General features: G+C 39.9%; 20 protein-coding genes. 13 read left to right on the forward strand and 7 right to left on the reverse strand.

Annotation, left to right across the window (positions count from 1 at the left end):
• Nucleotides 1–11 precede the first annotated feature (11 nt).
• Entirely contained in the window at nucleotides 12–176 is a 165-nt protein-coding gene (locus JOC74_RS21515; protein WP_312883861.1) for an Lrp/AsnC ligand binding domain-containing protein, read from the forward strand.
• 257 nt (nucleotides 177–433) lie between these two features.
• Nucleotides 434–601 carry a DUF2750 domain-containing protein gene (locus JOC74_RS21520; protein ID WP_225970415.1) on the forward strand — a complete coding sequence of 56 codons (168 nt, stop codon included), beginning with the start codon at nucleotides 434–436 and terminating at the stop codon, nucleotides 599–601.
• A 275-nt stretch (nucleotides 602–876) separates the two neighbouring features.
• On the opposite strand, the gene JOC74_RS21525 is transcribed toward JOC74_RS21520, so the two are convergent.
• Both JOC74_RS21525 and JOC74_RS24400 read right to left on the reverse strand, forming a co-directional pair.
• Nucleotides 877–1152, reverse strand: coding sequence for a hypothetical protein (locus JOC74_RS21525; RefSeq protein WP_053605588.1), 276 nt, complete (start codon nucleotides 1150–1152; stop codon nucleotides 877–879).
• Nucleotides 1153–1173: 21 nt separating this feature from the next.
• Nucleotides 1174–1314, reverse strand: a complete 141-nt coding sequence (locus JOC74_RS24400) for a MerR family DNA-binding transcriptional regulator (RefSeq protein WP_148564357.1) — start codon at nucleotides 1312–1314, stop codon at nucleotides 1174–1176.
• A 17-nt stretch (nucleotides 1315–1331) separates the two neighbouring features.
• Here JOC74_RS24400 and JOC74_RS21535 point away from each other — a divergent pair, with 17 nt between their 5' ends.
• The 4 genes from JOC74_RS21535 to JOC74_RS21550 all read left to right on the forward strand — a co-directional run bounded on the left by JOC74_RS21535 (nucleotide 1332) and on the right by JOC74_RS21550 (nucleotide 3820).
• Entirely contained in the window at nucleotides 1332–1637 is a 306-nt protein-coding gene (locus JOC74_RS21535) for a hypothetical protein (protein ID WP_053605589.1), read from the forward strand.
• A gap of 236 nt (nucleotides 1638–1873) precedes the next feature.
• Entirely contained in the window at nucleotides 1874–2251 is a 378-nt protein-coding gene (locus tag JOC74_RS21540; RefSeq protein ID WP_053605590.1) for a GntR family transcriptional regulator, read from the forward strand.
• Complete coding sequence (locus JOC74_RS21545) at nucleotides 2244–3131, forward strand: ABC transporter ATP-binding protein (RefSeq protein ID WP_211086320.1); 888 nt, start codon at nucleotides 2244–2246, stop codon at nucleotides 3129–3131. Before JOC74_RS21540 ends, JOC74_RS21545 begins: the two co-directional genes overlap by 8 nt.
• The gene (locus tag JOC74_RS21550) at nucleotides 3116–3820 is read left to right on the forward strand and encodes a hypothetical protein (protein WP_053605592.1); all 705 of its coding nucleotides are present in this window, start codon (nucleotides 3116–3118) and stop codon (nucleotides 3818–3820) included. The genes JOC74_RS21545 and JOC74_RS21550 overlap by 16 nt, the downstream gene beginning before the upstream one ends.
• Before the next feature lie 35 nt (nucleotides 3821–3855).
• Here the strand turns inward: JOC74_RS21550 and JOC74_RS21555 are convergent, their stop codons facing one another.
• Entirely contained in the window at nucleotides 3856–4368 is a 513-nt protein-coding gene (locus tag JOC74_RS21555) for a M15 family metallopeptidase (RefSeq protein ID WP_053605593.1), read from the reverse strand.
• Between the two features lie 121 nt (nucleotides 4369–4489).
• Between JOC74_RS21555 and JOC74_RS21560 the strand changes: the two genes are divergently transcribed.
• Both JOC74_RS21560 and JOC74_RS21565 read left to right on the forward strand, forming a co-directional pair.
• On the forward strand, nucleotides 4490–5488 hold the full coding sequence (locus JOC74_RS21560; protein WP_211086321.1) for a DUF1835 domain-containing protein: 999 nt from the start codon (nucleotides 4490–4492) through the stop codon (nucleotides 5486–5488).
• Complete coding sequence (locus tag JOC74_RS21565) at nucleotides 5485–5802, forward strand: hypothetical protein (RefSeq protein ID WP_053605595.1); 318 nt, start codon at nucleotides 5485–5487, stop codon at nucleotides 5800–5802. Before JOC74_RS21560 ends, JOC74_RS21565 begins: the two co-directional genes overlap by 4 nt.
• A 29-nt stretch (nucleotides 5803–5831) precedes the next feature.
• Here JOC74_RS21565 and JOC74_RS21570 read toward each other — a convergent pair whose 3' ends face one another.
• Nucleotides 5832–6293, reverse strand: coding sequence for a VanZ family protein (locus JOC74_RS21570; protein WP_053605596.1), 462 nt, complete (start codon nucleotides 6291–6293; stop codon nucleotides 5832–5834).
• A 313-nt stretch (nucleotides 6294–6606) separates the two neighbouring features.
• Between JOC74_RS21570 and JOC74_RS21575 the strand changes: the two genes are divergently transcribed.
• The 3 genes from JOC74_RS21575 (at nucleotide 6607) to JOC74_RS21585 (ending at nucleotide 11847) form a co-directional block, all read left to right on the forward strand.
• Nucleotides 6607–8505 carry a PTS mannitol transporter subunit IICBA gene (locus JOC74_RS21575; RefSeq protein ID WP_211086322.1) on the forward strand — a complete coding sequence of 633 codons (1899 nt, stop codon included), beginning with the start codon at nucleotides 6607–6609 and terminating at the stop codon, nucleotides 8503–8505.
• Nucleotides 8506–8619: 114 nt separating this feature from the next.
• Complete coding sequence (locus tag JOC74_RS21580; RefSeq protein WP_053605598.1) at nucleotides 8620–10701, forward strand: BglG family transcription antiterminator; 2082 nt, start codon at nucleotides 8620–8622, stop codon at nucleotides 10699–10701.
• A gap of 6 nt (nucleotides 10702–10707) precedes the next feature.
• The gene (locus JOC74_RS21585) at nucleotides 10708–11847 is read left to right on the forward strand and encodes a mannitol-1-phosphate 5-dehydrogenase (RefSeq protein WP_053605599.1); all 1140 of its coding nucleotides are present in this window, start codon (nucleotides 10708–10710) and stop codon (nucleotides 11845–11847) included.
• A gap of 28 nt (nucleotides 11848–11875) precedes the next feature.
• Here the strand turns inward: JOC74_RS21585 and JOC74_RS21590 are convergent, their stop codons facing one another.
• Together JOC74_RS21590 and JOC74_RS21595 are read right to left on the reverse strand one after the other, a co-directional pair.
• A complete protein-coding gene (locus JOC74_RS21590; RefSeq protein ID WP_053605600.1) occupies nucleotides 11876–12892 on the reverse strand; it encodes an acyltransferase family protein in 1017 nt (338 codons plus the stop codon).
• Nucleotides 12893–13153: 261 nt separating this feature from the next.
• On the reverse strand, nucleotides 13154–14494 hold the full coding sequence (locus JOC74_RS21595) for an MATE family efflux transporter (protein ID WP_053605601.1): 1341 nt from the start codon (nucleotides 14492–14494) through the stop codon (nucleotides 13154–13156).
• A 130-nt stretch (nucleotides 14495–14624) separates the two neighbouring features.
• Here JOC74_RS21595 and JOC74_RS21600 point away from each other — a divergent pair, with 130 nt between their 5' ends.
• Complete coding sequence (locus JOC74_RS21600; protein WP_053605602.1) at nucleotides 14625–15128, forward strand: cupin domain-containing protein; 504 nt, start codon at nucleotides 14625–14627, stop codon at nucleotides 15126–15128.
• Nucleotides 15129–15133: 5 nt separating this feature from the next.
• On the opposite strand, the gene JOC74_RS21605 is transcribed toward JOC74_RS21600, so the two are convergent.
• Nucleotides 15134–16126: an LLM class flavin-dependent oxidoreductase gene (locus tag JOC74_RS21605; RefSeq protein ID WP_053605603.1), complete on the reverse strand. Its 993-nt coding sequence runs from the start codon at nucleotides 16124–16126 to the stop codon at nucleotides 15134–15136.
• Between the two features lie 382 nt (nucleotides 16127–16508).
• Here JOC74_RS21605 and JOC74_RS21610 point away from each other — a divergent pair, with 382 nt between their 5' ends.
• Entirely contained in the window at nucleotides 16509–17834 is a 1326-nt protein-coding gene (locus tag JOC74_RS21610; protein ID WP_053606209.1) for a coiled-coil domain-containing protein, read from the forward strand.
• Nucleotides 17835–18031: the final 197 nt, after the last annotated feature.

Consider the following 18031-nt stretch of genomic DNA (forward strand, 5'->3'; position numbering starts at 1 on the left):
TCCAGGAATTTATTCAGGAGCGAGATGAAATTAAAGAAGCTCACCGTGTCAGCGGGGAGCCGTGTTTTATTTTAAAAGCCCAGGTACCTGACCAAGATCAGCTGTCCAAGCTGTTGGATGAGATTCTTGTCTACGGCCATTATAAAATCAATATTTCCATCGGGCAGTATAAATGAACCTCCTGATAGGTAGTCGCATTAAAAACGACATTTTCAGACGAAGAAGGGGTTTTTATTTTGGAGTAGCTATCGGATCTGGTCTCGATATTAACTTTCTTTTACAATCAACCACATATGAATTCTAGATGATGGTGAATAAGACCACAATGTGCTAGAACGAAGTAAAACAGTCATAACATTTGTGTGTCAGGATCCATTTGTACTACATATATGTCTTCCAATGGATCAGTAGCGTATCCTGCACTAATAACCTGTTGATTTGCTCTTCCATCATACCTTTAAAAGAATTTATGAATAATTGGCTATATGGAATGAATAAAGAACGTTTGTTAGTTGGTGTTAACTGGAATGTAAAGTTAATGGGGTTAGAAGTCGCATCTTATGAATTATTTAAAGAATTGGAAGAAAGATCGGAAAACTAAAATGTCTAGATACTCCATCTATTTAGATGCACATTTCTCCAGTCAACATATGTTTAAGGGGATATTTTTTATTTGCGTTGGTGTCAAAACTTAGTGTCGTTACTGAAAAATGAGGCTATTACTATCGAAAAGAAACGACATCAGACAAAAAACGGATGCCGCCTCCAAAAGCTGCTACTGAATTATTGTGTAGCCTCGATTCTGTTGGCTTGAAAGACTTAATGCCTGAGCAAGTCGTTATTTTGTCTTTTAAGGTGTTCGGCTGTTCATTCCGCTTAGTTATCCCACTCTTCTGGACCAGAAGGATATAGTCGAACCTCATCAGATATTTTTGAAATCTTCGGTTTCGAAACAGCATCAGACGAATAATCTATTGCTCCATCGTCTGGTCCATCATTTTCTACAACCGGATTATTGTCATCACCGTCTTCCCAGCCAATTTGACTTCCTATAGGGTCGAGATTGTGGTCTTCAGCTTTTACAAATTCACCAAGCCCTGTTGCAAAAAATCCTACAACAATTAAAGCGCTTAAAAAAATCCATTTTTTCACCTATTACCTCACCTCTCTTCATCAAAATACATTGTTAGCTTCTAATATAAAATGAATCACCTTCTCCCGTTTTGGCGGCGGTAACAGCCCTACTTGTTCATAGTAGCGTATAGCTGAGGGCTTAAGGTTAACTTTAAGTATTATACTTTGATTATAAATCATAAAGGGAGATGGAATTAATGAAATTACCTATTGCTTGTAATTTTGGTGCATTGCATCCTGATCAACAAGACAGATACAAGGACATCCAAAATCATTTAAATAAAGCCGTATTAAGAATAGAAGAATTCGCACATGGATACACATTTGTTTACCCTAATGAAGATGAAGTGATTGTGACTCTAACTGAATGGATTTTACTAGAGCGATTATGCTGTCCTTTCCTTGAATTATCCCTAACTATAAGGAGCGATCACCCTGTTACATTAACCTTGAGTGGTTCTGAAGCAGCCAAGAAGGTATTGAAGGAAGAATTAGGGTTGTAATTGTAACGAGATGCGGATTCATCTTGTTGACTAGAAATTTAGCAGCTATATAGAGAATGAACCGAATCATGAATTGGTCTGGTTAATGCAATCATCCGTCTTTTTAGACGGTTATTTTTTTGCCAAATTTTAAAAATTTGGGCTTTACATTAAAAAATCACGGTGTTATAGTTAGTTACATAAGTAACTAACCAAATAACTAACTAATCTGTATCACTGTGGAAGGAGGTTTTTGATTGAAGCCTACGTTGGATGAATCACAACCGATTTTTTATCAAATTGCTGAAATGATAATGGAAGATATCGTGAGCGGGCGACTGCAGGAAGGAGAGAAAGTGCCTTCAACGAATGAACTGTCTCGTTTTTATAACATTAATCCAGCTACGGCGCGCAAAGGCTTGCAAGCTCTTGTAGATAATGAAGTGATTTTCAAGCAAAGAGGAGTAGGAATGTTTGTTAAGGAGGGGGCAAAATTGAAGCTGCTTCAGGAAAGAAGGCAAGATTTTTTTGAGCAGTATGTTAAACCAATGCTTGAAGAAGCTGAGCGCCTTAAAATGTCAAAAGAAAATGTCATTGATTTAATCAATGGGAGAACGGGGGAAACCAATGATTGATTTGCAAAATGTCTCATATTCTTATGAATCAAGCCCTGTATTGAAGAATCTTACGCTGCAAGAAGATGAACCTGTGATCATGGGGCTGTGGGGGAGAAATGGAGCGGGAAAAACCACGTTAATGAAGCTGATCGCGGGACTGTATGCACCGGAAGTCGGCAAGGTGGATGTAAATGGATTGAAGCCGTATAACAATGATAAGGCTCAGGAATCGATATGCTTTATGCAGGAAGATCATCCGTTTCATCCTATGTGGAGAATAAAAGATATTTTACAGTTGGCAGAGCACTTTTATCCTGATTGGAATAAGGAAACTGCCGATCATTTGATGAGAGTATTTCAGCTGCCGGAAAAGAAAAGAGTCGGCAAGTTTTCAAAGGGAATGAAAACAGCCGTTCAGTTGATCATCGGTATTTCCAGCCATGCTAAAGTGACGATATTTGACGAACCGACGAACGGCCTTGATGCCGTCATTCGCAAAAAATTCTATCATGAGCTGCTGCAGAGTTATGAAGATCATCCACGTTTGATTATGATTTCTTCTCATCACATTAATGAGGTGCAGCCTTTATGCGAGTCGATTGCAGTTGTCTATGGTAAAAAAATCAAGCTTTATGAACCGATGGAAGAATTGCGGGAGCGAGGCGTCTTTTTAACTGGCGATCAAAAAGCAATCGATCAAATAACTTCAGGAATGGCTGTTATGGAAAAAGACCAGCTTGGTTCGACGGCAAAAGTAATGGTCGATGCTGCTTATAGAAAAGACATCATTGAACGTGCCAAGTCGCTGAATATTTCGGTGGAAAAGCCGAGCCTGCAGGACTACTTGATCAACATTACAGAGCCGAAAAAGGAGGAGTTGTTATGGGAGGGACGTTAAAAGGAACTGCGATGCTGGTCTACAGAGACATGAAATACCAGTTTGTCATGTTTTCACTTATTACTTTGTTTGTTGCTTTTGTCTTTCTTATGATTGGATTATTCATTGAAACCCCTATACAAGCAGGTGTCATATTTGGCCCCTTTTATGGGTTAATTTCTGTTTTTGGTGCCAGCGCTTATGTTACGAGTTTTCGTTATGCTATGGGATTCGGCTCTACTCGAAGTCTTTTTTTAAAAGTATTTTATACGTTAGGAATTCTATTTGTTATAGTCGTCATGCTCTTCCTTAATATCCTCTATTTTATAATGGAAGGTTTGTATGATTTAGGTATCACCCGTGTCAGCCTGTTTCATATCGGGAATGTGACCAGCTTTCAAAAAGGGTTCTTCCCATATTTATGGGTAGATATAATGATTGGGATCTGCCTTCTTGGACTGGTATTTTTCGTCACTTCGTTATGGTATAAATATGGATTTATAAGGATTTCGATCGGATCGATTATTTTAGGGGTGATCGCATTTTTGCTCCTTTACAATATAGGGTTTCAGGCTGCGTTTCAATGGATGGCTCACATCAATCACTTTACGCTCTTTACCGGAATCGGACTCATAGGTCTTATCACTCTATTTAGCACCTACTTTTTTATGAGAAATGCCCCGCTGTCTTATCGTTCGAAAAAAGGGTAATAATAAAGCTCCCCACCTGATGTGAGGAGCTTTTTTTAGTCAGTTTCCGGGATCATTTGCAAATGAGGGTAATCCTTGAATCCGCTCCAGTCTCCGCCCCATTCGAAGCCGAGTTCCTTGGCAATCTTGACAACCTCCATCCAGTCAGATGTTCCGTTTTTATTACCGTCATACTCCATGTCCCAACTCACATTTCCATTGTTTAATCGAAGCGCAAAGTCGATGGCGAGTCCGTAATTATGGTAGGATTCTCCGCCTTTTGCATAGGTAACAATCGATCCTTTTGTTGTCCTTCCTTTGGCGTAAAGCTTGTCCTGCTCCTCAAACGAACGGAAGTCGTCGGTAATCACGATAGATATGCCGATCTCTTTCGCACGATTGGCCAGCTTGTCCCGATTTTCTGCGACAACGGGATGCAATTCAGTAGGGAGCGGTGCATCCTTTACATCTTGAAGACTAGGTTCAGTAGAATCTTTTGCATAAATAAGTGTGCTGGCAATAAAAATCAAGAGGCTTCCTACGAAGAGAACTTGCAAAAATCGTTTCACTTATAGAGTGCTCCTGTCTTTTAAACTGTTAATCTAGTATGAGAATACCACAAAATCCGACATTTCAAAATGAGAACACTTTTGGTAACATTTACAAATAAGAGAAGGGGGGTGAGCTAATATGATTGATGAACTGAAAAAAGCAATTATCAGGCTGTCCGAGGAGGAAGCGAAGAGCTTATTATTCACCGTACTTCTCCAAGGGGACTTATTGAAAGACCTCAATGAGGAATTGGCAAAACAGCTCAATAAAACAACCGAAAGTCTTTTAAACTATCATAAACAGAAAAATCAGAAGGAAAAATACAGCAAAGTGCATGTGGCGTTTAGTCATTCAACCAGCGGCAGTTTAAAGGCAGCCCTCAATCATCCAAGAGATGAAAAAGTAAAAGTCATCCCAATAGACGACCAATTCTCATATAGACCAATTTGGCAGCTGCATCAAGAAACAGGGAAGGAATGCAGATGGGAATGGCTGAATGACAACATAAATTACGAGGAAGGCGAATTAGACGATCAAATAAGGGACAACAAAGAAAAAATCAACGAGCTTCTCCAAGTCCCAGAAGGAATTTCGATCTTCATCTGGACCGGAAGCAATGCCCACGAACAAATCGGCGTTCGCTATGCTCTTTATCATTTACGAGAAAAAAGAAACGACGTCTATTTGATGAATGTCGATGAAAAATATAGGAGAACTGGTGAGGTATCAGCAGAAAAGTTGAAAGAAATGTATGAAAAGCAATTACGGAATAAACCTTTGTCTAATGAAGAAAAGCAAGCATACATCAATGAATGGCTGGGGCTTGCTAATACAAAGGATGTATTGCGTATTTGGAAAAATGGCGAGATTCAACTTGCTGATGTGAGCAGGTACGATCGTTTCATTATCAACTTAGCCAAAAAGCTTCACAACGAGCGAGGAGAACATTCATTTATGAAATCAGCTCGGTTGATCGGAGAAGCCATTGGCCAAATCGATCAAAACCTCGATGATCTCTTTTTTGAATACAGAGTCAGAAGTTTGATTTTGCAAGGAGTGTTCGATATAAAAGGCATTCCGAAAGCGATGAGGTTTTATTCGGTGAAACTTAGATCGGATTTGAAGGGAGAAAAATGAAAAGAACATCAAAATATCTAATCTTGTTACTATTAATCATTTTTTCTGTCAGAGGTTTTATTCTTAGCATTGAATACGAGTTTCATGGGAATCCTAAAAAAATTAAAGAGTCAGAAGAGATTATGATTAGTCATTTGGATTCAAAGGGTTACGGTAGAGGGGATATCTTAGCTATTAAGGGAATATATAATTTTACAGCTCCAGGTGGAAGAAAATATGGCGGTTCTTTTGTCCTCAAGGACACCCTTGAATATTATGAATATGAATTACATAATGGCAAAGTGTTTGAGCTCGATGACATTCCTGAGAAGTAAATATAAAAAGGAAGAAGCACACATATTCGTTAAGAGTACTTCTTCCTTTTTATCAATTGAGTAATAATTAAGAAACCTAACATACCACCAAACGTATTTAAAATAACATCATCGACATCAAATACACCTAACACAGTTATATATTGTGCTATTTCTAAAGATAAGCTGACAAGAAATGATAGATACATCATTTGTGTAGCATGTTTTATATCGGCAAAAACAAGCGGGATCAACAATCCAAAAGGGATGAATAATAGTACAAGCCCAAATGTGTTATTAAACCAAGTTCTGAAATTATATTTCTCAAAATTAAACAAATAATTTGTGATCGTCTTAAACGGCATAAGATTTTGAGAAACATCATTATAAGTATGTCTAGGGAGAAACATACTAATTCCCCAGAAGCTAACCGTAAGCAGCATGGCCAAATAAATTATGAAAATAATCTTAACGTATTTTTTAGTATTTAATTGAATAATAAACGATTTCATTACATCAACACCTCTTACATTACGGTTAAGTGGTTGCCGCTTGTTTACGGCTGCCGTCTATAAAATAAATATACGTTCACGTTTCAGATTTATCCGTCCTTATTAAGAATATATCCTCCTATCTCAGAGATATATCCGCCCGTAATGAAATATATCCTCTCAATCTCGCAATATATCCGACTTTTTCTTATTAATAAAAGATTTGCCGATTTCCATCGGGACAAAATTAACGTAACTATTGATTGAATGTAAGCGGTTTATCACCTAAGATATAGTCTGTAAGAAATTCACCTTTAGAAAGGAAGTAGTCACCATGGCTCAGAGCAGCTTAAAAGTAGGAGTTCAAAAGTTTGGGAACTTCTTAAGCAGCATGGTTTTGCCGAATATCGGTGCATTTATCGCTTGGGGATTAATTACTGCACTATTTATTGCAGATGGCTTAACGCCTAATGAACATATAGCATCTTTAGTTGATCCTATGGTTACCTATTTATTGCCGCTGCTCATAGGGTATACCGGAGGTAAGCTTATCTATGATCAACGGGGCGGAGTTGTTGGCGCAATTGCCACAATGGGTGTGATCGTCGGCTCGGATATTCCGATGTTTTTAGGAGCCATGATCATGGGTCCTTTTGGAGGATATGTCATTAAGAAATTTGATGACATGATCGAAGGAAAAATCAAAGCGGGCTTTGAAATGCTCGTCAACAATTTCTCTGCTGGAATTTTAGGAGGACTACTCGCCATCCTTTCGTTATTAGGAGTAGGCCCAGCGGTGGAAGGGCTAACTGCTGTGCTTGTTGCGGGAGTAAACTGGATGATCGGGCTCGGCATCCTTCCGTTAATAAGCATCTTGATCGAACCAGCAAAGGTATTGTTTTTAAATAACGCAATTAATCATGGTATTTTATCACCGATTGCGTTAGAACAAGTGAAACAGCAAGGGCATTCGGTTTTGTTTCTTTTGGAAGCGAATCCAGGACCGGGGCTTGGGATCTTGCTTGCTTATACGTTCTTCGGGAAAGGCTCTGCAAAAAGATCTGCACCGGGGGCAGCACTAATTCAGTTTGTTGGGGGAATCCATGAAATTTACTTCCCGTATATCCTCATGAAGCCCTTGCTCTTTATTTCCGCAATATTAGGCGGAATGAGCGGTGTCTTTACATTTGTACTATTAAATGGCGGATTAAAAGGGCCGTCTTCACCGGGAAGCATCCTTGCCGTACTCGCGGTTACTCCGCAAAGTGCAGGTGCTTATCTTGCTAACATAGCCGGTATTTTCATTGCTGCCGCCGTATCGTTCCTCGTTTCCGCCTTTATTTTGAAAACGAGCAAAGCCGAAGACGGCGACATTGAAGGTGCAGCGCAGCGTATGCAGGAAATGAAAGGAAAGAAAAGCAGTGTTGCCGGTACTTTCTCAGCTCAGAACGGAGAGTTTCCGAAAACGGAAAACGTCGAGCGAGTGATCTTTGCCTGCGATGCGGGAATGGGATCCAGTGCTATGGGCGCGTCAATTCTTAGAAAAAAATTCAAAGAAGCAGGCCTTGGCATAAAATCAGTCAATATGGCGATCAGCAATCTGCCAAGTGATGCGCAAATTGTAATTACCCAGGAAGAGTTGACACCGCGTGCGAAGCAAAAGGTTCCGGGCGCTTATCATATTTCTGTTGATAATTTCCTTCAAAGCCCTGAGTACGACAAGCTGGTTCAAAAGTTAAACAGTGGCGATACTACTGAAGATAGCATTGAAGCAGAAGAACCGTCTGAAGGACCGTCGTCTGGAGATGTGCTCGTTGAGAAAAATGTCTTCTTAAACCAGAAATTCAATTCGAAGGAAGAGGCGATTCGTTTTGCCGGCCGGGTTCTTGTTGACGGAGGATACGTCGAAGAGTCATACATTGATGCTATGATCGAGCGGGATGAAATGACTTCGACCTATATGGGCAACGATGTAGCGATTCCGCACGGCACAGAAGAGGCGAAAAAAGCGGTATTAAAATCAGGCGTAACGGCTTTGCAAGTCCCTGACGGCGTCGATTTTAACGGAGAAAAAGTCAGGCTGCTATTCGGTATTGCCGGAAAAGACGGTACTCATATAGAAATTCTTTCGGGGATTGCCGTTACCTGCTCGGATATGAATAATATCGAGAAAATGGCAGCTGCTAAAACCGAAAAAGAAATTTTAGATATTATCGGATCGTTAAATAAGTAAGGCGAAGGTGCTTCTAAAAAGCTCCTTTCGTCTTAATATACAAATCAAGACCTCATGGTGCGGTGTGCAGCGTTGATTTGTATGGCAAACTAACCATTAAAGTGAGTGAAGGGTATGTTTATCACTACCAGAGAGAAAGCGATTATCGAGTATATGATCAGAACATCCGGTTTGCATACCGCACAGTCGATCAGCCATTTTTTAAACGTAAGCGTCAGAACCGTGAATCGTGATTTGAAAACGATCGAGCATCTACTGAATCGTTTTAACCTTAAGCTTCAGAGGGTAAGCGGACAAGGACTTGAAATAGTAGGAAGCAATGAGAATATTTTTCGGATGATGCAGGAGCTAGCCAAAGTAAAGCCGACAGATTTGCCCGCGGAGGAACGGAAGCTATTAATTTTAATCCGATTGTTTCATGAAAAAGAAGCAGTGAAGGTGTTAACCCTTGCCAATGAATTAAATACGAGTATAACAACGATCGGAACAGATTTGGATGACTTAACGGAATGGCTGTCTGGTTTCGGCATAAAAGTGTTGAGAAAACGCGGAGTTGGCGTTGTTTTTGATGGCAGGGAGATTGCAAAAAGAAAGGCGCTGGGGAACTACCTTTTGATGTTTTACAATCAGGAGCTGTTTGAAAAGCTGTTTCTTCTGAGCAAACGGGATATCGCCAGTGAAAAGTCAGTGATCTTACATTTCTTAAAGCTTGAGTATCTTAAGGCCATCGATGATATTCTTTCATCCAAAACAAAAATGAACAATAGCTTTATGAAGCTGGCGGACAGTGACTATATTGGTCTATTAATAGCAATTTGCATTTCAATACAGAGAAATGCATTGGGGTTTCGAATCGAAGAAGGCGTTTTTGAAAATGGCAGTAAGCAAACTGCTGAGTCCAGGCTCTTGAAGGAGATAAACGTTGATCTTGACGAAAAGCTGTCAGATGAAGATATCGATTTTTTAACGGTCATTTTAAAAGGCTCAAAGCTACGAGAAGCAGAAGCGTTTTATTACGACAGCGTCATTATCGGCAGGGCTGTCAGAAAAATGATCCAGGATGTTTCATTTCAGCTGAACATTGATATGACTGCCGATTTTTCACTGTTCCAAGGGCTGCTCGCCCATATGGAGCCTGCAATATACAGGATATCTCAAAATATGGGCTTATATAATCCGTTAACAGCAGATATAAAAAAGAGCTATCCAGTCTTATTTATGGCCGTCAGCAATAGTCTGGAAAAGGCATTTGAAGAAATTAATTTTCCGGATGATGAAATTGCTTATTTGGTTCTTCATTTTGGCTCGTCTTTAGAGCTAAGAAAAGAGGAAATGGCGATAAAGGCACTGATCGTCTGTCCAACAGGAATCGGTACCTCAAAAATGCTGGCAAGCCGAGTTAAAAAAGAGGTAAGTGAAATATCTTCAGTTGAAATCGCGTCTATCAAAGAGCTTCGGAGCTTTGCATTAAAAAATTTTGACGTCATCATTTCGACCGTAAGGCTACCTTTTGACGACTACGTGCTGGTCAACCCGCTTTTGAGTGATGAAGATAGCAAATCTATCAGAACATATTTAAAGAAAAATATTAAAAAAATGATCGACAAAAAAGAATATTCACATACAGAAGAGCAAGAAACCTTCCGCTCATCCGGTGAACAAAGACCTCTTTTATCGACCATAGAGGAAATTGAAAGCACATTGCTCAGCATGAAATCGATTCTTTCAAATTTTGAGCTTTATCCGGTTGAAAATGAAGGAGACTATCAGTCGTGTATACGTGATATGGTAGAAAGATGCAAAGAAAAAGGGTTTGTTAAGAATGTCCAGGATGTTCTGGATCAACTGCTGGAAAGGGAGGAGCAGGGGGGCTTGGGCATTCCCGGTACGAGTATGGCTCTGTACCATTGCAGGCATGAATGTGTCAATGAAATCATATTTCACATTGCCCATCTGAACAGCCCCTACCTGCTGAAAGGTATGGGAGGAAAGCCGGTTGAATGCAGAAACCTACTTTTAATGCTTGCTCCTGAACACATTAGCCCTCAGCAGCTTGAAATCATAAGTATTGTCAGCACAAGCATTGTGGAAGATCAAGAGGCCATATTAATTTTTTCATCGTCTAATGAACAAATGGTTAGAAAGAAGCTCGAGGAAACGTTTTATGAACATTTACACCATATAATAAAGGAATGATTTGAAATGAAAAGTGTTGTTCATTTTGGAGCCGGGAATATTGGCAGAGGATTTATAGGCGCACTATTTTCACAATCAGGCTACCATGTAACCTTTGTTGATATTGCTGATGAGCTAATAAATAAATTGAATCAAGAAAAAGCCTACAAAGTAAAAACGGCTGCAGATCCGCAAGAAGTAACGGATATTTACAATGTGTCGGGACTCAATAATCTCAAACAGGAGAATGAGGTCATTGAAGCAATTGGTCAAGCAACGTTTGTGACAACTGCAATCGGTCCTTCAATCCTGCCAAGAATTGCTCCATTAATTGCAAAAGGACTAGCGGAACGCATAAAGACAAATGATAATCCTGTTTATATTATTGCCTGTGAAAACCAAATTTCTGCAACAGACCTATTAAGAGGGCACATTCTTGAAAGCATCGATGAAAAATCCGTATCAGAGCTGAAAGGAAGAGCATTCTTTTTCAATTCTGCTGTGGACAGAATTGTGCCGATTCAGGATCAAAAAGGCATGGATGTACTCGTGGAAACATATCATGAATGGATTGTAGAAGCCGACCAAGAGGTTCCTGAGGTAAAAGGAATGACCATTGTTCCCGATTTGGCTCCTTACATTGAACGGAAGCTCTTTACAGTAAACACAGGACACGCAGTGACCGCTTACTTTGGTTATTTATTCGGCAAAAAAACGATTGATGAGGCGTTAAACGATACAGCCATCTATGAGCAGGTCAAAAAGACGCTGGAGGAAACAGGAGCATATCTTGTGAGTCAGTATGGTTTAGATGAACAAGCTCACCAAAACTATATTGAGAAAATTATCAGCCGTTTTCAAAATCCGTATTTGAATGACGCTGTGACACGAGTTGGGCGGTCACCGATCCGCAAGCTTGGACCGGAGGATAGATTGGTACGTCCCGCATATGAAGCGAAAAAAGCAGGTCTAAGCTTTCAGCAGCTGTCAAAAGCAATCGCGGCTGCTCTTGCTTTCGACAGCCAAGAAGATCCTGAAGCAGTTCAGCTTCAAGAAATGCTTCAAGCTCATGGTGCATCCTACGTACTAAAAGCTATTAGCCATTTAGATGAATCGGATGATTTGTCAATTGCTGCTGCACTCCATTATGAACAATTGAAAAAATAACGAAAAAAACCTGCAGAAATTATCGACTCTACAGGTTTTCTATTCTCCTCTGGGATACTTTCCCCAACAAAAGAGGATATTTATTCAAAAATGAGATGCATGGAATCATAAACAATAAAATCGAGACGGTATAAAAAAGGGTCCAAGCTGCAGTATCCGTATCCTTGATATCGATTTCCATCCCATAGTAGATAAAGGTTTTTACAATCGGAATCGCTACAAACTGAAGCAGCAGAATGACGATCGAATTTTTTCCCAGATAGGTGAGAAAAGCAACTCGTTTTAGCTTGTGGCTCAAATAAATGGTTCCTGCAATTCCAAGTAAAGACGCTAGGTAAAAGACTAATCCATTGCCGTAATCATTTCCTCGCATATCAACTCTAATGTTATACGATTCAACATAAGCGGTTACTATAAATAACAAAACACAAGTGATCAGCGTTCTTTTTGGTTTATGTTGTGCCAGGTGATTTTTCATAGCATAGCCGAAAGCATAAAAAGCGATTGCCGTAAAGACAACATCCACATTCCATGGAAGGCTGCCATCCAGTTTCAGCGATCCATAATAACCGATGGCCCCGCATAAGGCTGCAAATAAGACAACGAACCTTCCCTTCGCAACCTTTGTATATAGAAAGAAGGCAATTTCAACCAAAAATAAAGCAGTTAAAAACCAAACAGCAGGGTTATAAGTCATCATGTGATTATCTTCGATTGAAAGAAAAATGCCCATAAATGGAGTAAAAGGATCCACGTTGCTGTCTGAGCTAAATGGGAGATGTCTTTCTACAGTAAACCAAAACAAATAAGTAATGATCGCAAAACAAACATATGGAAATAGCAAACTTCTTGCTTTTTTTTGAATAAAGCTTTTTAAACCGAGGTCTTTTGATTTAAAGACAAGCCCTGATAAAAAGAAAAATAACGGCATATGAAAGGAATAGATAAACTGCTTAATGGGATCAGTCGTTGGAACGTGTCCTGCTACAACCAAAATAATTCCGATTCCTTTGGCCGCATCAATCCACTCGATTCGTTTCCCCATTACATCCCCTCCTTTACATCTTGTTGAAGCTTTCTAAATATCACTATAAACCAGAAAGGCTGTAAACGAGTTTACAGTTCTCTAACGAGTCAATGATAGACTATTGCAAAGATGACATTTGTAACATTGGAGGAAATAAAAGGTATTTACATGGTGGGGGTTAAAGGGTAGAAAGCGGTTTCTTTAGATAATCCAGTCAGCGGGGTATCGTTCCCACTGACTGTTGCACGCGGGAAGCTAACTCCCGCTAGAATCCATCGCTTAATGCGGAGGTCTTACAGCTTGTTGCTGCGAGATAAAAATCTTTCTTCTTAATCTCGGAATATCCCATAGCAAGAAAATGGAGCGCCCTAAACTAAACAAAATAAATGCGATCCATAATCCATGATTCCCAAGACTTGGCGGGAGCAAAAATAAAGCTAACAAATATAGAATACAAGAATAAATCATCGAGTTCCGTATAGAACCTGCTTCTGTAGCGCCAATAAAAACGCCGTAAAAAACGAGCCCGATACAAGCGCATATCGGAAACAAAATGAGCCAAATGGCATAGTCATTAGTCAAATCCAAAATCCGTTTAAGCGGGGTGAAAATTGAAATAATAAAATCCTTTGTAAGGTAAAAGCAGCCTGCAAGGGTAAATGAGGCAATTATCGACCATAGAATTGAAAGTTTAATCGTCATCAAGTAAGAATCCTCACTCCTCTTTCCGACTGCTTTACCTACTAATATACTTGAAGCGTTTGCGAATCCGTCAAAAAAGTAGGCCATTATATAGTGAATTTGAAAGAGAATTGCATTTGCAGCCAGGACTTCTTCCCCAAAGGAAGCACCTTTTGCTGTAAAGGTGTTGTACACGATAAGCAAGCATATCGTTCTAATAAAGAGGTCGCGATTTACAATCATCATTTTCTTGAAGGGAAGCGGGTCTAGCAGCTCCTCTTTCACCTGTTTAAATGAAATATGAAAAGAATCGTTCCTTCGCTTATTGATCATCCAAATACCGACAAAAAATGCGGCAATTTCGGAAATCAAGGTAGAGGATGAAACCCCTAAAATTCCCATGTGAAACACGTTCACAGAGAGTAACGCGAGTGCAATATTGAGGAAATTCATAGAAAGCTGCAGAATCAGCGTATCCTTAATGCGAGCCATCCCCATCAGCCAGCCTAAAATGACATAATTCATTAAAGTGAAGGGAGCTCCCCATATTCTCACATAGAAATACTCTGCTGCAATTTGACTAACGGAAGCATCCGCACCGATAAATACTAAAGAATACTGCAAAATCGGCGACTGAAACAGAATGAATATAACTCCAACAATGAGTGCGATAAAAAAAGGCCGAATGATTGCCATCATACTGTCAAAATGGTTGTTTGAACCAAGCGATTGGGCCGCAAACCCAGATGTGCTTACCCTCAGGAAGCCGAACAGCCAATACATGGTATTAAAAATGATCGTACCTATCGCAACTCCGCCAATATAAGAGGGATCAGGGAGCTGTCCGATTACGGCTGTATCTACTGCTCCAAGTAATGGAGTTGATATCGTTGAAATAATAAGAGGAAATGCCAAAGATAAATAAGTCCGATGATTCATGTAAAACCCCTGCCCTCTAAATGCTTTTGCCTTCTATTTTACCAGCATTATCGTATACAAAACTATAAAGATTATCCGCGTTTTAAGTGTTTCCAGCAGTGGAATAAATGGATTAAGGAGGCGAGATAAAATGGCAGAACGAAGAATCGATACTCTTTTGTTTGAAGATGACGGAAAGATTCCAAATAACCCAACATTGCCTTTATTAATCTATACGCAAGTGTTAGATGGGCGTACTGGGGAAGCTAAGTCAATTTTTGATCAAAATGATTGGAAAAACAGCTGGGTTGGAGGAGTTTTTGGCTATCATCATTATCACAGCAACACCCACGAAGTATTGGGCGTTATCAGCGGAGAAGCGCTTCTCCAATTTGGAGGAGAGGCAGGAAAGCAAGTGAAGGTAACAGCAGGAGACACTGTTGTTATTCCGGCAGGCGTAGGGCACAAAAAAATTCAGTCCAGCAACGATTTCAAAGTGATAGGTGCATACCCTGGCGGCAGCGGCTTTGATTTAAAAACGGGAAAAGCAGAAGAAAGGGAGGAAGCGATTCAAAATATAAAAGTGGTACCGCTTCCTAAAGCGGATCCTCTTTTTGGGGACGATACGATTTTTACCCATTGGAAGGAAGATTGACTATTTCAAAAAAGTTCAGCTAATCGTTCGAATGACCTTCTTTTTTCTTCAAAATCATAAAGGTTGGTGACTGCCATCACTTCTTCAATTTGATAGCGATCGGACAGTTCAAGCAGCTTCTGTTTCACTGTTGAAGGAGATCCGATAATCATGCGGTTACGATTTTGGAGCACTCTCTCTTTTTCCGCTGCAGAATAAGTATAGGACTTCGCTTCACTAACACTCGGGATCCTGCTGTCCAATCCCTTTTCTACTCGCAAAAGCCAAAGATCCTGGCTAAGGCATAGTTCTTCCGCCTTATCATCTGTCTCAGCACAAACTATGAAAATAGCAGCCAGCGGCATCGGTTTGGAAAAAAACGTAGAAGCCTGGAAGCGATCTTTGTACATGGCAAAAGCGGGTTCCCCTCTTTCAGGATTGATAAAATGGCCTTGAACATAGCCGATACCATGTGTTCCCGCTAACTTTGCACTGTTTTCTCCCAATCCTAACAACCATAGTTCAGGTGAAGCAGGAACGGGAGGAGAAGCTTGTATCCCGGCATATTCATGCTCGGCTGGAAGGGTATCCGTTAAATAATAGATAAGATCCTGAAGCTGTCGGGGGAACTCGGTCAAGCTTTTTTTTATGCCGTCAGTAAGGGCAAGTCTTGTTTTTGTTGTTCCGCCGGGAGAACGGCCGATTCCTAAGTCGATTCTTCCTGGATAAAGAGCTTCCAGCTGTCTGAAATTCTCTGCGACCTTCAATGGACTGTACTGAGGCAGGAGTACTCCGCCTGATCCTATCCGGATGGAAGACGTATTGGCAGCGGTATGGGCGATCATGACTTCCGGTGAAGTGCTGACAAGTCCTTTTGTACTATGATGCTCGGCGAACCAGTAGCGTTTATAGCCAGATTTGTCTGCCAGTTTGGCAAGAGTGACTGAATCCTGTAAAGCGGAAGAATGGTCTTTTCCTTTTGGAACGGGAACCTGATCTAATATGCTGAATGTAATCATAACCTTGTCCTCCCAAATAATTAGGTCTAACAGTCTATATGAAGAATGTTACGCTATGATACTAAAATGAAATGAAACTGTAATATAATTTGGCGTCTTTTGTCGATATAATAACCAATGTACATTAAATAATCAAAAATAACGACATAAGATTACACTTCTATATAATATATTGTCAATTTTACATACTTTGTCACGTGAATTAATAATTGAAAAGAATATGGTATTTTTTGCTGGTATTTAGTTTTTTGGTTTAGTTTTCGGGTATTAAGTCTTAGTTTTATCGAACTAAAAACATTGCAGAACTCTTTCACTTGTAATCTATTTGGATTAAATTGTTAGTGGAAAGTGTAGTTCAGAAATGGAAGAGAGGAAAATGAACGTGAAAAAGAAAATCATCACAATCGGTCTGGTTTCCGTTATCGGGACAAGCGGCCTCATACTCCCTTTTGGGAACACAGCGTCTGCAACAAATATTCAAGAGAAGAAACAGGAAATCGAAAGAAAGAAGTCTGATGTAGACAACAGCATTAGTGAGAAAAAAGCTGAGATCGAAAAATTTAAAGAAGATCTGAAGAAAATTCAAAAAGAAATCATGGCACTCGATACGAAAGCACTTGATACGAGCAGCAAAATAGAAAATAAGAAAGACGAAAATGAAGAAACAAAGCAACAAATCGAAAAATTGAAAGCAGAAATTAAAGAAACAGAAGAAAGAATCGAAAAGAGAAATAAAGTTTTACAGGAAAGAGTCCGTACGATGCAAGAGAATGGCGGGTCTTTAGGATACATAGATGTGCTTTTAGGATCTGAAAGCTTCGGAGATTTTATTAACCGTGCGAGTGCGGTAACAACGATTGTTTCCGCGGATAAAGATTTGCTTGCAGCTCAGGAAGAAGACAAGAAAAAGCTTCAAGTATCTGAATCAGATTTGAACTCAAAATTAGAAAAAATCCAAAACACGTTATCGGAGCTTGAAGGTCTTCAAGCAGAGCTAGACAAACAGATGGAAGACCAAGATGCGTTGTTTGCTAGTATGGAAGATAAGCAGAAAGCAGCAGAAAAAGAGCTTAGTAATCTAAATAGCAAATCTAATGCCCTTGCAGATCAAGCTGCCTCCGTTAAGCAAGAAGAACAGCAATTAAAAGAAGCGCAGAAAGCTGCACTGGCAGAGGTCGAAGAAGAAACAGCTGCTGAGGCTTCAGCAAAAGTAACCTCAACATCTTCTGAAAAAACGAGCAAACCTGCTGCTAAAACTGCGAGTGCTCCAGTGGTTCAAGATTCTGCACCAAGCGGAAACAAATCACAAATAATTGAGAATGCGATAAGCTCAGGAATGAGCATTGTCGGCAGAGCCCCTTATGTATTTGGCGGCGGACGCTCGGCTTCTGATATTGCAAACAGAAGATTTGATTGTTCTTCTTTTGTAAGATGGGCTTATGATCAAGGCGGTCTTCAATTAGGCAACGGTTATGCAGCTACCACGGACACTCTTGTTGGTAAAGGCAGATCCGTAAGCACATCTGAAATGAAACGCGGAGACTTGGTTTTCTTCGACACTTATAAAACGAACGGTCACGTTGGAATCTATCTAGGAAACGGTAAATTCTTAAACAGCAATTCATCTGACGGCGTATCAGTAGACTCTATGAGCAGCTCCTATTGGGGCGGACACTTTAGTGGTGTCGTGAAAAGAGTCGTTGAATAGTAATTAATTTCCCATAACAGCAATCTCTTAAACACTGAAATTAGGAGATTGCTGTTTTTTTAATTTCTGAATTGTAAACCCGAAATGAGAGTGTTGGGAGCCAGTATATAATAGGTATACTGGTTCAGATTAAGAAGTGAACTACTTGTTCATTCTAAGAAGAGCTCCAGTGCCAATAAGGCATACATTCGGTGCAA

Origin of the sequence: Bacillus capparidis, from assembly GCF_017832095.1 — a bacterium.
Lineage (GTDB): Bacteria > Bacillota > Bacilli > Bacillales > Bacillaceae > Bacillus > Bacillus gobiensis.